We start from the raw sequence: 23,504 nt of genomic DNA, 5'->3' as shown, positions 1-23,504 counted from the left end.
TTGTTTCCAAAATAGGGAAATAGAACTACGACCAGGAAAGTTGTACCAGGTCACCTTGTGAGCAAAGTACAGGCAGGAAGTCTGTATGATATGAAAGGTTAAGACTATGAAATTGATTAAAAATAAAATTATTGCTGGCGTCACAATTGTAGCAACAGCGATGCTATCTCATACCGCGGCAGCAGCAAATTTTAAAATGGCTATCGGCGATGCTGCTGGTGGTACTCAGTGGGAATTAGCGACATCATTTTCTGAATTGATGGAGCAAAAAACAGACGGTAAAGTCAAAATCGACCTGTTCCCGAATGGTCAATTGGGCAACGAGCAAGACACCGTCAACGACGCGGCAATCGGCCTTCTCGACTTCTCAGTATTGGCGATCAACAACGTGACGCCTTTCTCTCCAACGGTTGGTCTATTGACCATGCCTTATGTCATTCAAAGTGCAGAAGAAGCGGTGCTATTAACTCAAGGCCAAGTGGGTCAAGACCTTGTCGATAACACCATTCGTGATGCTGGCGTTCGTATTGTTGGCTGGGCTTATTCTGGTTTTAGGGTTCTGACTAACTCTAAAAAATCAGTGGCTTCACCAGCGGATCTAAAAGGACTAGTGATTCGTGTTCCTCGTAACGAAATCATGATTGCTTCTTACCAAGCATGGGGCGTAAACCCAACACCAATGGCATGGTCAGAAACATTTACTGGCCTACAGCAAGGCGTGGTTGATGGACAAGACAACCCATACATCACTGTGCATGCGATGAAGTTCAATGAAGTACAAAAGTACGTCACAAACCTTCGTTATATCTTCTCACTTGAGCCGCTTATCGTCAGTGAAACAGTCTTCCAACAACAGACGCCTGAAATGCAAAAGATCATTCTTGAAGCGGGTCAGGAAGCGACAGAGCACAGCTTTGCATACTTAGAAAATACTGAAAACAAGATCCGTGAAGAACTGCAAGCAAAAGGCATGGTCTTCACTGACCCAGCAGACAACGAGCAAGAGTGGATCAGCAAAGTCACTAAGTCAGTTTGGCCTAAGTTCTATTCAAGCATTGGAGGCAAAGACAAGCTAGACGACGTTCTTGAGTTACTAGGTAGAAAGTAACGATTAGATTCGCCCTATCTGCTGCTCTTCGCTACTTAATCACCTCGCGATAGAACGGTTAGATAGGGCATTTACATGGCTTTACTCGTTGATCTGTCCAGTACCTGATCTTTTAGTACCGCGAGCGACTGGTTGTCATGTGGAAATCAACATTGGAGGTTATATGTCAGTCGCTAAAACAATAAAAAAGCACCTTAACAACATTGAGGAATATACATGTTGTTTGTTGCTAGCAAGCTTTGTCCTATTGCTGTTCACACAAATCCTTACTCGTCAGCTTTTCGATTACTCCATACCTTGGGGTGATGAAGTCGCTACTTACATGTTTGTTTGGTTTGCCTATCTAGGGGCTGTTGTTGCGGCCAAGATGTCGGCGCATAACCGAGTCAGTTTTCACTTCAAGTTCTTCCCCCCGATTGTTCAGACCGTCTGTGAAACCATTGCTGACTTCTTATGGCTGCTGTTTAACGGCTACTTTGTTTATCTCAGCTACGATTTCGTGTTCAACAAAATGAATTTGTTCTGGAAGTCTCAGACGACAGGCATCCCAATGAAATACTTCTATATGATTTTGCCAATCGCATTTTCTCTAATGATGCTGCGCATTATCTGGAACAACTACGAGCGCTTATTTAAGGGCGCTAAGAACGAAGATCCTGAAGTCAAAGAACTGCGCAAAATGACGGCACAAAAGTCATCACAGTAGTCGTCACAGAGAATAGCCGTAATAGAGAGATGTAATAATGGAATCCTATTTAACTCTAATTTTATTTGGTGGCTTCTTAACCCTGTTAATTCTGGGTGCACCAATCACAGTATCACTGGCCGGCGCTTCAATGGCGGCCTATATGTTGCTCGACAAAAATCCCATCGCTTTAGTACAAATCGCGTTTACTTCGGTGGGTAACTTCCCGTTAATGGCGCTGCCAGCCTTTGTTCTTGCTGGCGCATTAATGGAGGCGGCGGGTATCTCCAAACGTCTGGTGGATATTGCAGAGAGCTTAGCCGGACCCGTGACGGGTGGCCTTGGCGCTGCAACCGTGATGGCGTGTTTGTTTTTTGGTGCTATCTCAGGTTCAGGCCCTGCAACCACAGCAGCGGTAGGCATGCTAATGGTGCCTGCAATGGTTAAGCGAGATTACGATAAGAGTTACGCATCGGCAGTAACGGCTGCATCAGGGGGCTTGGGGATCATCATTCCGCCATCCATACCGTTAGTTATTTTCGGCATCTCAGCAATGGGATTAATGGCACCGCCTGAAGCCATCGCTCAACACGGGCAATTTGCTTCTTTATCTATTCCTAAATTGTTTGTTGCAGGCGTTGTTCCTGGCTTCATCATGGCATCTACACTCGTTGTCACTAACTACTTCATTGCCAAGCGAGAAGGCTATAAAGGGCTGTCTGAGAATTGGTCATTTGGCGAAGTAAGACATGCTTTACGCCGTGGCATATGGTCGATATTGGCTCCATTTTTGATTCTCGGAGGTATTTATAGCGGTATGTTTACACCAACAGAGTCAGCGGTTGTGGCAATTTTCTATTCGCTGTTTGTGGGTGTGTTTATTCACCGAGAGTTATCGTTCAAAAGCACCATCAAGTCATTATCGACAACTACATGGATTACTGGGCGTGTGTTGCTGATTCTATTCGCGGCAACGGTATTTGGTCGTTTGTTAATCGAACAAAAAATTCCGGTCGTGGTGGCTGAGTCATTGCTAGGTTTCACTGACAACATGTACATGGTGTGGGCACTGACTATTGTGCTATTGCTTTTCGTCGGTATGTTCATGGAAACGCTAGCCGCGATCATGATTATCGTGCCAGTGCTGTTGCCAATCATGTACATGTTAGGCGCAGATCCAACCCACGTAGGCATTGTGGTGGTGTGTACGTTATCGATAGGTTTTGCTACACCGCCGCTCGGTGAAAATATCTTTGTCGCCTCGGGGATAGGTGGAGCCACGGTCGAGCAGATCACCGCGAAGATCCATCCCTTTGTGCTTGCATCCGTCATTGGCGTGTTCGTTATCGCTTTCTTCCCGCAAATTACGCTTTGGCTACCGTCCTTAGTGGGCTATTAGGAGAAGTCACTATGAATATATCAAGAGTTATCCTTATTGGTTGTGCCGTATTTGCAGTGATCAGTGGCATTGGATTGCGTGCTGAACATTCAGAAACAGCCAAAGAAAACGAGCCAGTGAATGTGCTCGATATTTCAGAGCCACATGTGGTCAGTGACGCGGAAAGAAGAGCCAAAACCCTGCTTGCGAAAGCTGTAGTGCACGTTCAAAAAGAAGGCGATGAAAGCGTTCAAGACTTCATGAGCGATGCTGAATACATAGATGGTGAGTTGTATGTATTCGCTTTGGGGATTGATGGCCAATTCCTCGCCAGTGGCGGATCTTCAATGGTGTTGGTGGGCGACAGTGTTTTAGACACTCAGGACGTTTACGGTAATCCATTTTTCCGTGAAATGATCACTAAAGCAGTACACAACGGTTTTGGTGAAGTTAAGTATCACTGGACCAATCCGACTGATCGTATGGGGGAGCCGAAAACCACCTTCTTTGAACGAGTGGGCGATGTGATCGTCGCTGTGGGTTATTACCCAGAACGTTCAAGTGCTGCTGAGGCAAAGAATTTATTGGCGAGAGCCATGACAGCGATAGTGGAGTCAGAACAAGAGAGCTTGACTGAATTCAATGACGCTGAGGGTAGCTTTGTTGAAGGAGACTTGTATGTATTTGTGATGGATATGAGCTCCGGAAAGCTACTTGCACATGGTGTATCCCCTGAGCTTGTTGGACGTTCACATAACGAAATTCTAAGCCCTGACGATAAGCCAATTCTCACTGAGATGTTAAATCTCGCCAAAGAAAATGGCCGTGGTGTTTACACCTATCGATGGCTAAATCCCCTGTCGAGCAAAGTCGAAACCAAGCACACCTATTATCGAGTGATTGACAATAAGTTGGTTGGGGTCGGTTATTACACAAAATCAAACAACACGTAAAAGTGTGTCTAATGAGCTCTCAGCCCAATTAGATAAAGGGCTGGGGGCGGAAATTCCGGTTTGTGTAAAAAATCAATTTAGTAAAATTCACACTGTGAAATTTTTGTTGTGAAATTGTTTAAAAAATACAAGTAGTATGAAATACATGGAAGCGACACAGTAAAGAACACATTTGAAAAGGGTCAATCAGGATTTTTGACCTACATGAAATTCAAAGCCGTAAGAGGGAAAGATTATGAATATGCTGACACTAGACAAAACAGAACTTCACAGAAACCATTCAACATTTATTGCTGAAGCTGTCTTTGCCGTAGAAATGGTGAAAGCAGACAAGCAACTCGAAAAACAAAAAATGGCGAAACAGTTGCTTGATACTCTATTCCCTCTAGAGGCGGGTTCACACGAAGATGCAGTGAGCTACGAGATTGATTATCGACATGTTCAGGTTTACTTCAAAAACGGTGAGCACACCGGCCTGAAAAGAGCGAAGCACTTTGTCGCTTATGCGGGTGATAAATCTAAACCATCGTCAATTCTATTTCGAGACGAGAGTGGAACTCATGTTGAAGTGACAATAGGTGCTCGTAAAGGCACTGGCAACTTAGAGTTGGTGAACATCGAAGACATTCAATTAGAGACATGCACCACGTTTGGTCAAACTGAAGCGAACCTCTCTTCTGGTATTCGCCACTGGGTTAGCTTAGTGAAGGGTGATGAAAGCGGCCGACCAAGCGCATCGAGTGAAGATAAAGAGTTCACTGAAAAGAATGGCGAAGATTACAACCTAGGCTTTTGCTTCGCGATCTAATGTACTGCCTTTGAAATGTGTAGTCTCTGTGGCAAGAAGCGCAGCAAGACATAGCACTGACATTTGAATACTGATTTCTCTTTTACCTTTGGTAATTTCCCCGCCCCTATAGCGGGGCTTTTTTATTAGAGCTATAAATAAATCAGGCTGTTGTTAATATTATCTGTAGAAAGTTTGCATGAGATTTTACGGTGCGTCATTTTAATTTAACGTATTGTATTTTAAGGTTTTTGTCTGTTTATTTTATTCTGTTTTTATTGGGTTAACTATCACTATCAACGGTGTCTTGGGTAACTATTGAGCTAAAACTCAGTCAAAATGCTTCGACCTGTGCTATAATACGCGCCTTGGGATTGAGCCAGTAAGTCCATTTATCACCAACCATTGTGATTTTTATCGCCTTTATTTAGGTGGTGCGGCGAGCCAATCAAGTAGTAATTGGATATGGAGAGCGTCCTTATATTCGTTGATTCGGATATGTGAACATCATAATTTATGAGTTTTAAATCAAAAAAATACAGTATCGATTCTACTGACTATCAAGTTGGTCAAGATAACGTCAGTAAATGGGGCATGGATGTCCACAACACCGTCTTCATAGCTTCAGTAGGCTTATCTCTTCTCTTCATCATCACTCTTCTTGCTCTTCCTCCAGCAGACGCTAAAGCTGCTATTGATTCTATTAAGGGTGCTGTTTTATCAAAGTTTGACTTCCTGTTTATGTGGGGAGCTAACATCATGCTAGCGTTTGCTGTTGTTCTAGCATTTTCACCGTTAGGTAAGATTCGCCTGGGTGGCGAAGACGCGACGGCGGACTATTCGATGTCATCTTGGATTGCGATGTTATTCGCAGCCGGTATGGGTATCGGGCTTATTTTCTGGGGTGTTGCTGAGCCAACGGCATTCTTCACTAACTGGTTCGGCACACCATTAGATGCAGAACCTTTTACAGAAGCAGGCCGTGAACTGGCACTAGGTGCAACCGTATTCCACTGGGGCTTTCATGCATGGGCTATTTATGGCATGACGGCTCTTTGTCTAGCGTACTTTGTTTACAACAAAGGCTTACCGCTATCAATGCGTTCTGTGTTTTACCCAATACTGGGTGAACGAGTTTGGGGTAAAACAGGTGATGTGATCGACGTACTAACGGTACTGGTTACTCTGTTTGGCCTTGCGACGTCATTGGGCCTAGGTGGTGCGCAAGCAGCAAGTGGTATTAGCCACGTGTTTGGCTTGGAAAACAACATCTACCTTCAGCAATCTATTATCGTTTTGATTATGGGCTTGGCGATCATCTCTGTTATGCGTGGCATGGACGGTGGTGTTAAGTTCCTAAGTAACCTGAACATGGTTATTGCGTTCGTATTCCTTGGTCTTATCGCTGTATTGAACTTTACGACAGTGCTTGATTCTGTGGCGACTGCGGCAACGGGCTATGTGAAAAACATCGTAGCTTTGAGCCAAAGTGCGGGTCGTGAAGACACAACATGGCTGCATGGCTGGACTGTGTTCTACTGGGCATGGTGGGTTGCGTATGCACCATTCTTCGGTATGTTCGTAGCGCGCATTTCTAAGGGCCGTACGGTTCGTGAGTTCCTACTTTGCGTACTGATTATCCCAACATTGGTAACGTCGGCTTGGATGTCGATCTTCGGTGGCGTGGCTATCGAGCAAGTAATTAACCATGTGGGACAACTTGGCCTCGACCAAGGCATTACAGACGTATCTCTAAGCTTGTTCTACATGCTAGATGCTTACTCGTTCGGTAGCATTCTGTCAGTTCTCGCAGTCGCACTGATCATTGTGTTCTTCGTTACAACGCTAGACTCAGGCTCCATCGTTATCGATGGCATGACAGCGGGTGGTAAACTAGAAGTGCCAGTGAAACAGAAAGTGGTTTGGGCGGTTATCTCAGGTGCTATCGCGATGGTGATGTTGTGGATTGGTGGTACTCAATCTATCCAAGCTCTGCAATCGATCACGATCATTGCTGCACTGCCGTTTACGATCATTCTTCTGATTGGCTGTTTTAGCTTGTTGAAAGGTCTACTGACTGAAGTAGATAAAGGACAAGAAAACGTTAGTGAAACCGCTAAATAAAGTAATCGAGTATGGGGAGTATATAGTTCGCTAATTACTCCTTATTCAGTGTTATTTCAAAGCTCTCTTGTACTGTGTGCAAGGGAGCTTTTTTATGCCCAAGAAGAAATCAAAGACAAGTAGAAAAGACAAAAAAAAGAGCCACAAGTGAATCGTCACTTGTGGCTCTTTTTAGTTTTAGGGAGCAGCTATTAGCTATTAGCTAATAGCTTACGCGTTCAATTCATGTTGAATTACGTAATCCAAAGCACCGACTACAGCAGCAACTTGAGCGTCATTACACTCTTCGTCAGTCACTTTGTCGCTGTCTGGGTAAACCTCTGTGGTTGTTCCGTACTTACAGTCGGTCACGCCGCCACATAAGCCAAGCTTCTTCATTGGGTAGTTGATCACACCGTGTTGAGTGACGTCTGAACCAATGATCTTGCCTTCGTCATCCGCAGGCGCAATGTGCGTTACTTTTTCTACTGAAGCAATTATTGCCGCTTGGAATTCTGGTTGCGGATTTTCTGTATCGCCAACCGTGTAGAACCCATCTGGAATCATACCTTCGATGTACTCAATACCATCACGAGCAGCGAGTGCTGGTCGGAATTCAGTTTCATCAGAGTCTGTCGTCTCATGTAGGTCAACGTGAACCAATACTTCTGGCAAAGAGGCCACTAAAGCTAGTAGGTTTGCTGATTCTTCTGCTGGCGTACCGTCATAGAAAGAGCGGTTTGGATCAACAGCATTTGGATTCCAGCGGTTGATCACCTCGTAACCCCAAGGGCTTACACAAGGTGCTACTACAATGTTGAAGTGCACTGTGTATTTCTCTGCTTGGGTCGCTGCAAATTTGATAGCGCCATGCACACCACTGGTTTCGTAACCGTGAACGCCACCTGTAACGAGAATGGTCGGCTTTGACTCATCCCAGTTTTTGCTCTTAATTGCGAAAAGTGGGAAGCGAGCTTGGTCGTAGCTCAGTGCACCGTATTGTTCGATATCAAAACGGTCTGCAAGTGCTTTAATCTTTGGCACAACTTCTTGTTGGTATTCACGCTTAACTGTTCTTTGAGCAAACCATGCTTCACGTTCTGCTTGTTGCCACTTTTGTCCTGGCTTACCAATTGGGTAGGTAGATTCACTTTTCATCTATACTTTTTCTTTTATGTTCGTGAAAGATTAAGACAGATTATTCCTGTCTAACAGAGACAGCAATAGAAAACACAACTTGTGACTTTATTTTTTACAGACTCATAACTTTGATGAGTGAATTGATGATGTTACATTTCATCGATGGTTCAATCCTTTATAAAGAGACAATAAAATGGCTGGAGCAAGTTTATTAACACTGCTAGATGACATTGCAACCGTGTTGGATGATGTCGCACTGATGTCTAAGGTGGCAGCTAAAAAAACCGCAGGCGTATTGGGTGACGATTTAGCCCTTAATGCTCAGCAGGTATCCGGTGTTTCTGCTGAAAGAGAAATCCCAGTGGTATGGGCGGTCGCAAAAGGCTCATTTAAAAATAAGCTGATTTTGGTTCCGGCGGCATTATTGATCAGTGCGTTCATCCCTTGGTTGATCATGCCACTTCTCGTGATTGGTGGTCTGTTTCTTTGTTTTGAAGGGGCGGAGAAAATCTTAGAGAAGCTCTTTCCTCATGCTCATCAAGATGGCGAGAAGGAAGAGGATACGAGTACTGGCGAATCCATAGAGGAATATGAGAAGAGAAAGGTCTCAGGCGCGATTCGTACCGACTTCATATTATCTGCGGAAATCATTGTGATTGCGTTAGGTACCGTAACGGGTACAAGTATCCTTACTCAGATTCTTGTCGTGAGTTTGATAGCCGTTGTGATGACGATTGGTGTTTATGGCTTAGTGGCAGGGATCGTAAAGTTGGATGATTTAGGTTTCTATCTCCAGCGCACATCGAATGGGAGTACCATTAAAACTAGATTGGGTAATGGGTTAGTCGCCTTTACACCAAAGCTGATGAAGATGCTTGCTGTGGTCGGTACAGCTGCGATGTTCTTGGTTGGTGGCGGTATTGTGGTGCACAACGTTCCCGCGATTCATCATTTAATTGAACCTATTATTATGGATTTTAGTGGACATACGATCGCGACAGCGGTGGTACCGACGCTATTAAATGGTGTGATTGGGGTTTTAGCTGGATTGATTGTCGTTGCTGTTTGGACTGCGATTGGAAAAATACGCGGTAAGTAATCGTTAATTATTTTTTATAATAAGACAGTCTTTCATCGAAAAAAAAAGGGTCACCATAATTATTATGGTGACCCTTTTCGTTAAATGGAAGGCGTTTACTTAACAGCCCAAGCGCTTATTTTACAGACCAAGCAATCGTCTCGCCGCCACGGATTGGCACAACAATGTCTGAACCGAAAGGCATCGTTTCAGCAACATTCCACTCTTCTTTAACAAGAGTGATGGTGTCTGCATTACGTGGCATGCCGTAAAAGTCTGGGCCATTGTGGCTCGCGAACGCTTCTAGGTTCTCAATCTTGCCTTCTAAATCGAATACTTCAGCGTACAGTTCAACCGCAGCGTGCGCTGTGTAAGAACCTGCACAACCACATGCTGACTCTTTAGCACCTTTTGCGTGTGGCGCAGAGTCTGTACCCAAGAAGAACTTCTTGCTACCGCTTGTTGCCGCTTCGATAAGTGCTAACTGGTGTGTGTTGCGCTTAAGGATAGGTAGGCAGTAGAAATGTGGCTTAATGCCGCCAACCAACATGTGGTTGCGGTTATAAAGCAAGTGGTGAGCTGTGATGGTTGCCGCTACGTTCTCGTTAGCGTTCTTAACGAAAGTCGCTGCATCTGCCGTCGTGATGTGTTCTAGAACGATCTTCAGGTTAGGGAAATCGTTAACAATCGGTGCTAGAACTGTGTCTAGGAACTCTTTTTCACGGTCAAAGATATCAACATCGTGAGCCGTTACTTCACCGTGTACAAGCAGCAACATACCCACTTCTTGCATCGCTTCTAACACGTGGTAAATCTTTTGAGCTGAAGTTACGCCTGAATCCGAGTTTGTCGTCGCGCCAGCAGGGTATAGCTTCGCCGCTACAACAGCGCCAGATTCTTTCGCTTTGCGAATTTCGTCAGGTGTTGTGTTGTCTGTTAGGTAAAGTGCCATTAGAGGCTGGAACTGTTCACTTGGCTGCTCTGCCATGATGCGTTCACGGTAAGCAAGAGCCATTTCGGTATCGGTTACCGGTGGGATGGTGTTTGGCATGATTAACGCTCGACCATTGTAGCGGCTGATATCGCGGACTGTATCTTTTAATACTTCGCCATCGCGTAGATGAACGTGCCAGTCGTCAGGACGAGTAATCGTAAGTTGTGTCATTGAAGGCTCCCACCATTTGAAGTGTTATGTAGTTGGAGCCTAAACTCAGCGAAATCTGTGAAAGCAATCGCTTACGTTTAGGCGACAGGATGATAGTGGAAAAGCACTTTCATTTCATCCTATTTTTAACTCTTCAGGGCTAGGAGCTTGTTTTTATGGATATTTTATTCGGTATCTATTTGTAAATAAGGGTTAGCGGGTGGCTACCCACAGACCATGGATCATTCCTGGAACCCAGAAGAAGAAAGTAAGAATGATATTAATCACCAAATCTTTCCCGGCGCCGCGAGCGAAGAACACACCAACAGGTGGAAGCAGTACACATAAGATGATAATGACGAGTTTGTTCATGATAAATCCTTTTTATTCAATGAAAGTTCAATGCGGTAACCGTGCTCATATTATAGAACGTCTGGAGAGTGTTAATGCATTGCTGTCTTTATGTATAGAAGACAGTCGCTTAAACATCTCAAGATATTAGCTTAGTATCAAGTGTTTAATGCCTGCCAGTTTATCTATTTATAACCATTTGTTAGTTCTGGGGGAAATGGCTATAGATAAAGGGGACGTTAAGCCGAAATGTGGTCAACGGGAAAGGGCGACTAGCAAGTAGATGGCGCCCTAGAGTATATTCTAATTCTTTGCGTCAAATCAGCTACAAAACTGCAGATTGACGTCAAAAGAACAATAGATTAACGTTGAGGGAACTTTAAAGATGATCGATCCAGAGTTCAATCCCATTAACGTATGAGCCTCCCAAAGCTCTAAATCCAGTCAATGTTTCAGCAGAATTTAGTGTATATGAGTCGCTAGAGTACCCTGAGATATCACCGTTGCCACATTGCATTAATTTTGTATTACCTTCATCCCACATCTCAATTCTAGCTATAGTGTTACCAAAATTTGTGTTTCCCCAGGTGGTTTTTATTGTTCTGACGTCGATCATACTTATGACGAATGTAGTATGTCCTCCACTCCCTCCAATATGCTCTCCTCCAACTTGAGATATTGAATCGACGATACCACCGCACTTAAACACAACCTCTGAGTTAATACGAGTGTCAAATAAATAATCACTACCAGTATTATAGCCCCAAAACTGTACAGGGTATCCCGGAGGTGTTTCATCGATACAAGCAGTATAACGAATACTCGATTTGGCATCATTCGTATTAATAGCTTTATTAGACATATTTACGGAGCGGTGATAATTAGATCCACCAGTTCCTTGGTCAGAAGCCCAATAATTAATATCAACTGGCCAATTATGGTTAATAAACAAATCGCCATTAGTATTGCCATCATCATATAGATTTTGAAGCTCGCTAGTACTTGGTAATCGAGCTCCTTTGGCAAGGCACAAGTAATTGGCGGTGTCCCAGTCATGAGATGCCGTTTTGACCCCATTTAAAGCGGTAGTACCGTTACCTACTTGAGGTGTAGATGAAATCGAAGCATCTTGAGTATCTGCGTACAGTAGCGGTGGTAGGTAGATATCTACTGAAACTATTGGTTCATACGGGTTACCGACGTAACCTTGGATAACCCCAGTTGCATACCCCCCTTTACCGTCAGATACAACATAGGATATAGAGGTTTCACCTGGTTGGGTGCTAGTGAAATCAAACTCTGTATCATTGAGCGAGTTACCATCATTGTTCGCATCGTTCGGAATCACAATTGTCGAACCGAAGCTATGCACGTCAACGAGATGAAGAGTGTCGCCATCAGGATCACTTATAAGATCGCCTATATCGAATCTTAACTCCTTGCCATAAGGGGCTTTAGGCACCTCATCGCCAGAGTCTGGGTCTATAAAACTGGTTTTCCTGATAGAATCGGCTACTGGTGCTCTGTTTGTGTCTGTAGAGACTGCGATATCAATACTGCCAGCCAGCACATTGGACCCATCACTGTATGTGTAGAGGATCCGTTCTACGCCGCTTGGAATACCATTCCCGGGGGTGTAATCAATCGTATTAGTTGATGTGTTTGCAATCGCAGTTGAATTTGTCGTATCACCATTGGGCAATGTAACCGATGTTGCTAACGTATATGTGCTTGTGTCTAGAGAGTACCCTGCGTCGCCTAGTTCTTTAGCAATATCTATTGGTACTGATGTGAAAGAAGAGGTCACTCCAGAAATCGGTACAAGCTGCTCCGTTGATTCGCCGACAGCTGCACGAACCGTTGCTTCAGCAAAACCATCCCCCGATGTTGCTGAAGTAGCGCTAATAGGTGTTTTTCCGTAGTTACTATGAGAGCTCGCCATGATGTTAGCAGATGCTACAGCGCCAACTCGATAGCGGTAGTCACACACTTTTGCATTTTGAGCGCTAATAGTAAAGCCATTGGCATTTTGGGATATGACATCACAATTATAGTTATCATTTAAAGGCGTCACTGTCGTTAATGTAACCGATGAATCATCAGATGATTCCATGCCATTCGACAAGTTAACAAAAAAGGTATCTGTTGGAGTGCTTTGACGGATGATATCCTGAGCATAATACAGAGTCCCTCCTGACGTTGAAGATTCAGGTTTGGAGTTAGTTGTTGCTTCGTCGTTAGATGCACCACACCCAAACAGAGCTAATGATATTGCTACTGATAGGGATAACTTATGAAAAGGTGCATATGTGTTTATTCTCATCATGTATTAAATACTCATTAGTGAATGTTATGGGCATAAAACCTAGACATTACCGTCTCTATATCTAGGTTGCGTATAGTAACAAGGCAAAATGGCTTGAAATTAGCACGCACTCATATGGAGGTTGTTAATATGCCTAGCGCTCAGTTTTGGGTAGGGAGCATATGGCATAGTCTAAATCAAAAATAATAATATGAGGTTGAATGAATATCGTGTTCGATAGTCAAAACTTAAGGCGACTGGTGTTACTGATAAATTCCAGTAAAAATTATCTATGTCGAATAAATAGATTCACTAAAGTCAGGTTTTTATACGTCCTCGTTTATTAAGGGCAGTCTATTCATATTAATGTAAGTTCAACCTGGTCGTGACCATGTTTTAATTATATACGATGAGGGTTAAATGCAATAACCATGTTTAAATTATGAACGTATGAGAGTGCTACTTTATTACTATTTTAATGTATATAAAGCAGCCGTATAACTATCTCAATATACTATCTTAATATCAGGTGTTTGATGCTTGCCAGTTTATCGATTTATATCCATTCTATAAATACCACCCTCAGTGTTGCTTAGATAAGGGGGGGGCTATATATGTTAGATTGTGCTAATCGACGTTGTTATGTGTTCTTTCATACCTTCCGCTAAGATATTAGCCGCTTGCTTAGCGTGAAATATCCATGCTTCCTTAGTGAAGGGTATTGATACAAATTAAAGTACATGTATCCAAAGTTCGAACCCATTGAGGAAAGAGTCTCCTCTAGCCTCAAAGCCAGTTAATATTTCGTTTGGGGCTAAGGTATAGCTGGAAGAATATTGAGTATTTCCGTCGTTATATGAGCCAGTACCACAATCGAGTATTTTTTTGCCACTTCGATCCCACATTCTTACATTAGTCATGTCGTAACCATTACCATGTCTCCAATATCCATACTTAGTTGCTATTTGACCTACGTCTCTCACAACCACAGAGGCTGCAGACCCTCCAGTACCCCCGATACGGGCTCCTCCCGGTTGGTACATCGCATCGACAACGGCACCGCAACGGAAATAAATAGATGTGTCGATACGCACATCAAAAAGGTATTTAGTCCCAGAGTTGTAACCTAGGTATTTAACTGGATACCCCGGAGGAGTTTCATCGATACAAGCAGTATAACGAATACTCGAATTGGCATCATTCGTATTAATAGCTTTATTAGACATATTTACGGAGCGGTGATAATTAGAACCACCAGTTCCTTGGTCAGAAGCCCAATAATTAATATCAACTGGCCAATTATGGTTAATAAACAAATCGCCATTAGTATTGCCATCATCATATAGTCTTTGAAGCTCGCTAGTACTTGGTAATCGAGCTTTTTTTGCTAGACATAAGTAATTGGCGGTGTCCCAGTCATGAGATGCCGTTTTGATCCCATTTAAAGCGGTAGTACCGTTACCTACTTGAGGTGTAGATGAAATCGAAGCATCTTGAGCATCTGCGTACAGTAGCGGTGGTAGATAGATACTTGTTGAGACTATTGGCTCATACGGGTTACCGACGTAACCTTGGATAACCCCTGTCGCATAATCTCCTTTACCGTCAGATACAACATAGGATATAGAGGTCTCACCTGGTTGGGTGCTAGTGAAATCAAACTCTGTATCATTGAACAAATTACCATCATTGTTCGCATCGCTCGGAATCACAATTGTCGAACCGAAGCTATGCACGTCAACGAGATGAAGAGTGTCGCCATCAGGATCACTTATAAGATCGCCTATATCGAATCTTAACTCCTTGCCATAAGGGGCTTTAGACACCTCATCGCCAGAGTCTGGGTCTATAAAACTGGTTTTCCTGATAGATTCGGCTACTGGTGCACTGTTTGTGTCTGTAGAGACTGCGATATCAATACTGCCAGCCAGCACATTGGACCCATCACTGTATGTGTAGAGGATCCGTTCTACGCCGCTTGGAATACCATTCCCGGGGGTGTAATCAATCGTATTAGTTGATGTGTTTGCAATCGCAGTTGAATTTGTCGTATCACCATTGGGCAATGTAACCGATGTTGCTAACGTATATGTGCTTGTGTCTAGAGAGTAGCCTGCGTCGCCTAGTTCTTTAGTAATATCTATTGGTACTGATGTGAAAGAAGAGGTCATTCCAGAAATCGGTACAAGCTGCTCCGTTGATTCGCCGACAGCAGCACGAACCGTTGCTTCAGCAAAACCATCCCCTGATGTTGCTGATGTTGCTGATGTTGCTGAAGTAGCGCTAATAGGTGTTTCTCCGTAGTTACTATGAGAGCTCGCCATGATGTCAGCAGATGCTACAGCGCCAACTCGATAGCGGTAGTCACACACTTTTGCATTTTGAGCGCTAATAGTGAAGCCATTGGCATTTTGGGATATGACATCACAATTATAGTTATCATTTAAAGGCGTCACTGTCGTTAATGTAACCGATGAATCATCAGATGATTCCATGCCATTCGACAAGTCAACAAAAAAGGTATCTGTTGGAGTGCTTTGACGGATGATATCCTGAGCATAATACAGAGTCCCTCCTGACGTTGAAGATTCAGGTTTGGAGTTAGTTGTTGCTTCGTCGTTAGATGCACCACACCCAAACAGAGCTAATGATATTGCTACTGACAGGGATAACTTATGAAAAGGTGCATATGTGTTTATTCTCATCATGTATTAAATACTCATTAGTGAATGTTATGGGCATAAAACCTAGACATTACCGTCTCTATATCTAGGTTGCGTATAGTAACAAGGCAAAACGGCTTGAAATTAGCACGCACTCATAAGGAGGTTGTTAATATGCCTAGCGCTCAGTTTTGGGTAGGGAGCATATGGCATAGTCCAAATCAAAAATAATAATATGAGGTTGAATGAATATTGTGTTCGATAGTCAAAACTTAAGGCGATTGGCGTTACTGGTAAATTCCAGTGAAAATTATCTATGTCGAATAAAAAGCTTAACTAAAATCGGATTTTTATACGTCCTCGTGTATTAAGGACAGTCTATTCATATCAATGTAAGATCAACAGGGGGGGACCAAGTCCGTTACTTTCTTGAATACACTTATCGGAGCTATCAGTGTTAACTTAAAAATACGTCGATCATTATATTCCATGATGATTCAATGCTTGAATCGTACATAACAACGTTCCTAATTACGATCTACAGTTCTCGCTTTTTGTTAATTATTAAATAGTCATTTTCCTTACTATTTCTAATCATACTTCGATTTATATCTAGGCATGACAGAAAATTCGATAGATATAAACAACTGATGCTAGTCACAAGGTTAAGCATAGGGCTAATCTTGTGTTTAGATTATATCGTTCATTTGCTAAATAAATGAATTTATAAAAAATGCATCGACTAGGCATATAAGTTGTTCGGTTATTTCAACTTGCTAACCTCAAACTTAGTTCGTTGGATAATATGTGTTGGCTGGTTAGCGAGAGGCTAACGCAATACATATAAATATATCGAAGGAAAAAAAAAGTGAAAAAACTAACACTCATTACTTTACTGTCTGCTATTACTGCTGTCCCTGCTTTTGCCGCAACTGGCGATACTTCAACGGGTGCTGCAACATTCAGCGGTTTCGTTCCAGGCTTTGTAGCAAACGGTGAGATCTTAGTGACTGGTGCGGGCGGTAATACAGATTCTGCATCTTACATCGGTACATTGCAGGTTAACGCTGACGGTACGTTCGAAACGACTAAACCAGTAGTTTTAGAAGCTCATGCCTACGATGGTTCGACGGTTGGTGCTTTAACCTCAGCAAACTGGACTGTATCACAAGTGAATGTGCTTCCTGCAGCTATGGCTGAAATTCTACCAAGTATCAAAGTAGGCGACCAAGTATCTACCATGGAACTTGATCAAGCACAGGTACAATCTGCTACTCAACTTGCCTCAGGCGAAACTATTCAACTGTATGTTGCTAACGATATTGCACACTCAACTCCAGATGATATTGCTGGTACAGAAATTATTGTTAACGTTGATATGATTGCAACTTTGCCATAAGAAAAAATATTATTGTTCTTTAGGCACTTAAGTTAAGTGCCTTATTTTTTTGAGGTTATTGAAAATGAATATATATATAAATTATCTCTTTTTATTAACACTTCTTATTTTTAGCTTCAATAGCTTTGGCTATGAAAGTTATTTATTTCCAGTAAGCACACAAATAAATAGAGCGAATTTATATGACTATTCGATCAATCTAGAACTATCTAATGAGTTTATTGTATTGAAGTATGATCGTGAGAACGAAACGTTTCAAAATGGACGGTTTTTTTCTTATGTTAGAACGAATATACCAACAAGCTCTGGGGATTCTTTTGAATACAGTTATAACATATCAGAGTTCACTTCTAAATGTGTTTTCAATGATAGCGGTGAGACTCTGTATGATGACTTTGTCGATCTCTATATCGATAAAAAGCATTACTCTGATATTTTAGATATACCAAATTTTGAATTTAATAATATTAAAAATACTGGGTATGAAAACTCTACCAATGAATTTGAATTAGTAACAAATAAAAACATACCGAGTGATGAGCCATTAGATTGTAATGGTCGTATTACGTTTAATGTGGAGCTGCAGCTATAATGTTTATTAGACTTTGGTTTGGTTTAAATTTACTAATCATATTCTCTTCAGTTATTGTATATAGTTCAAAATCCTTCGCAAATGTTCCCGAAGGCTTTGAAGACATGTTTGAAGAGAAGCTGATAAGAATGCAGCTAATTCTTTCCGCGGATAACAATAAATCATTTTATTCTGAAGCTTTTGCCTCAGGTGATGAAGTAAGAATCCCTATTTTACAAAAACAACTTGTAGCACAAGGATTGGCGGATCAACTTGGCATTGAGAAAGATGTTAGCGATGCGATGGCAACAACTTTGGTAAATGGGGTTGAGTCGAGCCTTGATTGTAAAGGCTATCGAAGTGAATGTGGTCTACTACCTGATTTATATGACTTTGTTTATGTGCCAGATAGCCAATCATTGATTCTTCATGTCAATTCACAATTCTTAACAGAGATAATTGAAGAGCCTGAGTTAGAATTTGTAAAAGAAGAGATCGATCAAAATGCGGTCATTATGTCACATGGTCTAAATTTATCTGGTTCTTACAGTGACAACGCTGATTATACATCTACTTATGCTTATCAACATGAAAACTACGCAGGTTTTGGTAAGTATGGCTATTTGCATAATGATCTAAACTTTAGTGATGTCAATGGGTTCAGTTCAGATGACTCATCATATAACTATGTTGCTGGTAACGCTCGTTTTTCTGTCGGGTATAAATACCAGGAACGTCCTTGGAATAGTACACAGTTTTTAGAAAATAGTAGTAAGACTTCTGGTTATATGTTGTCGATAGGATCGACGAGAGAGCTAGTAAAAAAATCATCTTCTACTTCTAGACGAGTATATTTAAACATTTCAAGGGCAGGTCGACTAGAAATCAATGATGATAGAGGCCGTGTTCTATTAAGTCGTAATGTGGATGCAGGGCAAGAATACTTTGACTATAACGAGCTACCATTAGGGACTTATACTGCGACAATTCGAATATTTGATGGCAGTGAAGAGTTTTATACAGAAGATAGGTTGATAGTCAATACAGACTCTTCGTCGATTAAAACCGGAGAACTAGATTATCATGTTACAGCCGGTTATTTATCAAGAGACCTGACGAATACGGGACTAGAGGACGATTTTGACCAGAACTCCATCAACTTTGCTTATGATAATTATGAAAGTCCAATGTTCACGAATGGGAAATTGAGCTATCAAGTTACGGATTTTTTCGCACTGGGTGCCGGTTCGTTTATTACAGGGGAAGACAATTATAATTATGTTGGTGGTCATTTATCTTTAGGAGAAGTGTCCAGGATATCTGCAGTAACAGGGTTATTTGACGATGGCTCTAGTTTTTATAACTTTGATGTTGGTATTTATAACCTAAGTGTATCTTACACAAAGTTCGATAGTGAAAATGATAATATTACTGGTGATATCAGTTTGTCTCGCCTTTTATTCAGTAACTCGAACTATATGTCATTATCTGTAAACTACAACAAGTACTTAACGAGGAATGTATCATCATATATATCGGGTATATTAACAAAAAACCAATATCAAGATTTTAGTAATGGCTATAACAACGAATCAGAAAGCTGGTCTGCAAGAAGTGGTGTTCAGATATCATCATTACCACTGGACTCAAAGGTGAACTTAGAGTTATCAGCAAGTGAATCGAGCGATATAAATTATGGTGTTATGGCCTCCATAATCATTCCAATAGGTCAGAAAAATACATATACACATAGTACACAAGCACAAAAAGATGATAGTGGTGATGTTACGCTATCGCATAGAGATACAGTCACCAGTAGTCTAATCAACAGAAATAATTTAAATGTATCAAGTTCTGCGGGTCTTTATTATCAAGATTCTACTGAAGACGAAAGCAGTGCCGATTTATCATTATCTGCGAATTATAAGAATAAGTATATTGACTCAAATTCCTATGCTTATGTCAATTCAAGTAGCAGTACAAGTATTTCTGCATATATTGGTACAAGTAATATCGTAACATCTCAGGGAATAGAGTTTACGAGTGAAAAATCATCTACGTATTTTATTTCAAATAATGACACAGGGGAGTTATCTTCGGACGGAAAGTTCTTGGCGGTAGTTAACTCCGAGCAGAATGGAAAACAAAGCAACGCTTATGTTAGTGGAGACGCTTTGACAGTATATCCGTTAAAAGAATTCCATGAATATGAATTCAAGCTTGATACGGAAGCTTCTGATTTTTATAACAATGGTGAGTCTTATACGTCGGCTACTAGTTATCCTGGGACCGTTATTCGTTTGGACACGTCGTTGTCAGAGTTAAAATCATTTATATCGACGTTTAGTGATATAAATGGAAACCCGGTCGACGGGGTTGAATGTATCGGTGGAGGTTGTGTTTCTACTGATAAACTGGTTGAAGGTGTGTATCAATTTAAAGTGAAAGATAAACAACCTTACAAAATTATATCTAAGGAAAATCAATGTGTAATACCGGAGCTATCATCGGTTAATAATTTGAACTTAGGTAATAACTTCTGTATGCCATCATTCGAAGAAAATAGTGAAGGTTATCAGATAGCTCTAGTGGATGGCGTTTATTACTACTACTTGGGACAATACAAGGATAGTAGTATTGTATTGAACTATCAGAACAAGCTTAACGACTCAGGTGTTGACATTATAAATAAAAAACTTGGAGACTATTTATATATTTTTGCTAAGTCTCCAGAGCAACTAACTACGGCAAACAAACTGTATGTCGATGAACTAATTAATTATGCAGTTCATATGGAGATGACACCATATGCTTATAACTAACATAGAGAAAATTATGCAACGTGTAATATTAACTTCGATACTATTAATGATGAGCTCTTTTAGTCATGCATTCAGCATAGATAAAATGCTTCTGATAGCTGGAGAAGATGGTAATGGAGTTTTTACTCTGACTAGTTCAAAAACTGAACCTGAATATATAAAGGGTAGCGTTAGCCAAGTAAAGGTGGAAAACGGAGAGTTAGAAAAGGTAGAGCTAACAAAAGATAATTTACCTTTATGGGATCTTGCGCTATTACCAAATAAACTGATATTAAATCCGGGGGAAAGACGTCGTGTATCAGTAAAGAATTTATGTCAGGTTAATTGTGATGATTTAGAGAAGGACAAAGTTTATCAAGTGACTTTCATGCCTAGCGTTATCGATGGAGATAAAAAAGAAAGTAGAATTGGTATTAATTATGGTTATGCTCCTTATTATATTGTACCTGCAAAAAATGCTGATGTTGACTACAAAGTTAAATATAACGGTTCAGAAGTTTATGTGGAAAATAATGGTAACACATTTTTCTACATACAGTTTGATAACTGTAAACCGAATTCTGTTAGTAACAAATGTAAACAAACTAATACAATATTATCTGGTCGAAAGAAAACCATAAAATTATCAGAAGGCCTGCAAAATGTCGATTCGTTATCCGTTAAGGTAGCCAACCATGATTACAGTTATAACAAAAATATCACTATTAAAAAGAAATAGCCTAATTAGTATAGCGCTATTATTCACGGCTTTAGATAGTAGCCATGCTGCAGATGTATACGGAACGATTACAGCAAACAACTCTGTGGTTTGGAACAATGCAGCGCCAAATAGTTATTTCGGTAGTGAAGCTATATCTCCATCTGCATGGACGATAGCGCAAGAGCAACCAACGGCAGAGTGGTATCCCGCAACGATGGATAACCAACCCGTTAATAACGTTAGCTTTGTTAATCATTCTACAGGTGAAAGTTTTACCACCAGCCTGGAGTTGTTAGGCGTTGAGTACAATTTGGGTAGCTCGGCTAGTTATTTCACATCAAAAGACTACGGGTCAAATGTGGGAATGGGAGTTGCCAATGAGTGTGCAGCTACAAATATAAGTGGGTCGAGTGCAAAGGTGGGACAAGAATCGACTTTGTGCGTGTCACGAATGGGTTATGTAGCATCAAGCCGAGTCGAACCGTTTAAGTTCTATCGACCTGTTTTCGCTTTGCCTAATATCAGTAATGATGTATTCGCAGCCCCTGTTGGTTCTGGAACTTATACGGCATCAATTAACCTTTCACCCACTTACTTTTTTACAAGCCAAACCGGTACGATGACTTATACCAGAGTACCGGAGACGTTAATTATCACGATTGATTATCAAGCTGCGATCCTTGAATCATTAACGGTACTTGGAGATGGGAATATTGAACCCCAGTATGATACTGCAACAAAAAGGATCTCTGGTACAACGAGGTATGATGTTAGCTTGTTGGGGACATTACCTACAGGCGTCATTATGACGTTTAGCCCTACGTCAGATGACTATGAGCTTACAAATATTGATAACTCGCTAGAAAAGATACCCTACACAATTACTTGTGCTGTCGGTTGTGAGAGCCCTAACAAGGTGATAGTTCAAGACGGCATACTTAATACGACATCTTTCCCTGATTCAGAAGTGATTACAGTGAATGGGGAAGGAAGTAACAAAGTTGATGTAGCATACGACGTTAGTTTTGATGTCGATGGAAATGCACTCAGTTCAGGTAATTACCAAGGATCGTTTAATGTTGTTTATGAGGTGAACCTGTGAACCGACTAATTAATAATATTTGTTTTATGTTTCTACTCCTAACCAGCGGTGCAGCGGTTGCAGAGAAGCCAACTGCTCATATTTTTGGGGTAGGGGCAAACTATGGGTATAATTTTGATGGAGATATGTTTGAGAACTCTCAATCTATTTATTTTCTCTACCAATATAAACGACTTCAATTGGAATTAGGTATCAAGCATTACAAGTTATTGGATAATTCGGAGTACATACCTGATTTAGGTTTACTTTATAGTATACATGATGGAGAAAAACTTGATTTAAAGGTAGGATTCGGAGTAGAAGATAAATATCCAACAATAGAATATCTTGCCGAGTACGCTATTAATAGTAACATTGGAATGAATGTTGCTTTAAACCAAGTTTTGAATGACGATTTCGGACAGAATCAAAGAGAAGTGGTTGTCGGTTTTTCATACTTCTTCTTTGATAGCAGTGAAAGGAACTCGTCAGGTGACATTGAAACCAGACCTTACTCTTTAAATACTAACTCAAGTAGGGCATGTCAAATACAACCTGACACAAATGAATGTCGGGTAGATACAGATGTTGACAAAAAAACAAAACTAAAAGAAAAGGTAGAAGACAAAGTAAGCTTACCTTATGTTGTAAAAGAGGGGGATTGGTTATACCAATTACGTAGAGACTATGGCTTTGACTTAGAAGATATTATTCAAAACAATGACATTGAAAACCCTGATTTGATCATCCCTGGTCAAGTATTAGAATAAACTTCTTACCGATAACTTGATAAATATTAAAAGTATTACTAGACCTATTTTTTATAAGGTATGGTGATGCTTTTTTTTGCACTCGATTAAATCTGTCTAACTCTTCATCTATGATCTTGCATAGCTTACGTTGATGTGAATAATCAAGTGTTGCCAAGAATCATTGTTTACATACCAGATCTTAGGTTAGGGTATTAAAGATTACGAAGATAGATAGACTTAAATTTTCTTAATATGAAAATCATTGAACTATTATGAAGTTCTGCAAGATATGTATTAGCTCTTTACTCTCCGGTCTCTCCCTAAGGTTTAACTACCATCAAATGGCTAACGTCACACATGTGTATAATTTTTATGAATGTATTTGGTCATATTTATGTTGCTATTATGATGGTTATGGATGGAACCATGCTGAAAAAATCATTGTAAATTAACGTTTATAAATCTAACTCACGGACGAAGGGGT

At 41.0% G+C, this 23,504-nt stretch carries 18 protein-coding genes; 13 read left to right on the top strand and 5 right to left on the bottom strand.

Annotation, left to right across the window (positions count from 1 at the left end; translation table 11 throughout):
- Window positions 1-106 precede the first annotated feature (106 nt).
- From QWZ07_RS03745 to QWZ07_RS03720, 6 genes are all read left to right on the top strand, one after another.
- A complete protein-coding gene (locus QWZ07_RS03745) occupies window positions 107-1,108 on the top strand; it encodes a TRAP transporter substrate-binding protein (RefSeq protein ID WP_010431300.1) in 1,002 nt (333 codons plus the stop codon).
- Window positions 1,109-1,271: 163 nt separating this feature from the next.
- On the top strand, window positions 1,272-1,814 hold the full coding sequence (locus QWZ07_RS03740) for a TRAP transporter small permease (protein ID WP_009845769.1): 543 nt from the start codon (window positions 1,272-1,274) through the stop codon (window positions 1,812-1,814).
- Between the two features lie 37 nt (window positions 1,815-1,851).
- Window positions 1,852-3,192, top strand: coding sequence for a TRAP transporter large permease (locus QWZ07_RS03735; RefSeq protein WP_017109008.1), 1,341 nt, complete (start codon window positions 1,852-1,854; stop codon window positions 3,190-3,192).
- 11 nt (window positions 3,193-3,203) lie between these two features.
- Window positions 3,204-4,124: a cache domain-containing protein gene (locus tag QWZ07_RS03730; protein WP_102371077.1), complete on the top strand. Its 921-nt coding sequence runs from the start codon at window positions 3,204-3,206 to the stop codon at window positions 4,122-4,124.
- A 235-nt stretch (window positions 4,125-4,359) separates the two neighbouring features.
- A complete protein-coding gene (locus QWZ07_RS03725) occupies window positions 4,360-4,932 on the top strand; it encodes an aldolase/citrate lyase/malate synthase family protein (RefSeq protein WP_009845766.1) in 573 nt (190 codons plus the stop codon).
- Between the two features lie 495 nt (window positions 4,933-5,427).
- The gene (locus tag QWZ07_RS03720) at window positions 5,428-7,035 is read left to right on the top strand and encodes a BCCT family transporter (RefSeq protein WP_192853518.1); all 1,608 of its coding nucleotides are present in this window, start codon (window positions 5,428-5,430) and stop codon (window positions 7,033-7,035) included.
- A gap of 210 nt (window positions 7,036-7,245) precedes the next feature.
- On the opposite strand, the gene QWZ07_RS03715 is transcribed toward QWZ07_RS03720, so the two are convergent.
- Entirely contained in the window at window positions 7,246-8,172 is a 927-nt protein-coding gene (locus QWZ07_RS03715; protein WP_192853519.1) for a M14 family metallopeptidase, read from the bottom strand.
- 175 nt (window positions 8,173-8,347) lie between these two features.
- Here QWZ07_RS03715 and QWZ07_RS03710 point away from each other — a divergent pair, with 175 nt between their 5' ends.
- Window positions 8,348-9,253, top strand: a complete 906-nt coding sequence (locus QWZ07_RS03710; protein ID WP_192853520.1) for a DUF808 domain-containing protein — start codon at window positions 8,348-8,350, stop codon at window positions 9,251-9,253.
- Between the two features lie 115 nt (window positions 9,254-9,368).
- Here the strand turns inward: QWZ07_RS03710 and pyrC are convergent, their stop codons facing one another.
- The 4 genes from pyrC to QWZ07_RS03690 all read right to left on the bottom strand — a co-directional run bounded on the left by pyrC (window position 9,369) and on the right by QWZ07_RS03690 (window position 15,740).
- Window positions 9,369-10,397 (bottom strand): dihydroorotase, encoded by a 1,029-nt coding sequence (pyrC, locus tag QWZ07_RS03705; protein ID WP_009845762.1) that lies wholly within the window; start codon window positions 10,395-10,397, stop codon window positions 9,369-9,371.
- 192 nt (window positions 10,398-10,589) lie between these two features.
- The gene (locus QWZ07_RS03700; RefSeq protein ID WP_017059962.1) at window positions 10,590-10,748 is read right to left on the bottom strand and encodes a YqaE/Pmp3 family membrane protein; all 159 of its coding nucleotides are present in this window, start codon (window positions 10,746-10,748) and stop codon (window positions 10,590-10,592) included.
- Between the two features lie 358 nt (window positions 10,749-11,106).
- Window positions 11,107-13,053: an adhesion domain-containing protein gene (locus QWZ07_RS03695; protein WP_225998490.1), complete on the bottom strand. Its 1,947-nt coding sequence runs from the start codon at window positions 13,051-13,053 to the stop codon at window positions 11,107-11,109.
- A 710-nt stretch (window positions 13,054-13,763) separates the two neighbouring features.
- Window positions 13,764-15,740: an adhesion domain-containing protein gene (locus tag QWZ07_RS03690; protein WP_261891540.1), complete on the bottom strand. Its 1,977-nt coding sequence runs from the start codon at window positions 15,738-15,740 to the stop codon at window positions 13,764-13,766.
- 823 nt (window positions 15,741-16,563) lie between these two features.
- Between QWZ07_RS03690 and QWZ07_RS03685 the strand changes: the two genes are divergently transcribed.
- From QWZ07_RS03685 to QWZ07_RS03660, 6 genes are all read left to right on the top strand, one after another.
- Complete coding sequence (locus QWZ07_RS03685; RefSeq protein WP_192852751.1) at window positions 16,564-17,094, top strand: hypothetical protein; 531 nt, start codon at window positions 16,564-16,566, stop codon at window positions 17,092-17,094.
- A 64-nt stretch (window positions 17,095-17,158) separates the two neighbouring features.
- Window positions 17,159-17,686, top strand: a complete 528-nt coding sequence (locus tag QWZ07_RS03680) for a hypothetical protein (protein ID WP_225998404.1) — start codon at window positions 17,159-17,161, stop codon at window positions 17,684-17,686.
- Window positions 17,686-20,487 carry a CS1-pili formation C-terminal domain-containing protein gene (locus QWZ07_RS03675; protein WP_192852753.1) on the top strand — a complete coding sequence of 934 codons (2,802 nt, stop codon included), beginning with the start codon at window positions 17,686-17,688 and terminating at the stop codon, window positions 20,485-20,487. Before QWZ07_RS03680 ends, QWZ07_RS03675 begins: the two co-directional genes overlap by 1 nt.
- Window positions 20,488-20,500: 13 nt before the next feature.
- Window positions 20,501-21,205, top strand: coding sequence for a hypothetical protein (locus QWZ07_RS03670; protein WP_225998405.1), 705 nt, complete (start codon window positions 20,501-20,503; stop codon window positions 21,203-21,205).
- Window positions 21,162-22,289, top strand: coding sequence for a hypothetical protein (locus QWZ07_RS03665; RefSeq protein ID WP_192852755.1), 1,128 nt, complete (start codon window positions 21,162-21,164; stop codon window positions 22,287-22,289). Before QWZ07_RS03670 ends, QWZ07_RS03665 begins: the two co-directional genes overlap by 44 nt.
- Window positions 22,286-23,038, top strand: coding sequence for a LysM peptidoglycan-binding domain-containing protein (locus QWZ07_RS03660; protein WP_192852756.1), 753 nt, complete (start codon window positions 22,286-22,288; stop codon window positions 23,036-23,038). Before QWZ07_RS03665 ends, QWZ07_RS03660 begins: the two co-directional genes overlap by 4 nt.
- Window positions 23,039-23,504: the final 466 nt, after the last annotated feature.

This window comes from Vibrio lentus (genome assembly GCF_030409755.1).
GTDB lineage: Bacteria > Pseudomonadota > Gammaproteobacteria > Enterobacterales > Vibrionaceae > Vibrio > Vibrio lentus.
The sequence above is the reverse complement of the archived record's forward strand: the minus strand, read 5'-3'. Positions and strand labels throughout refer to the sequence as shown.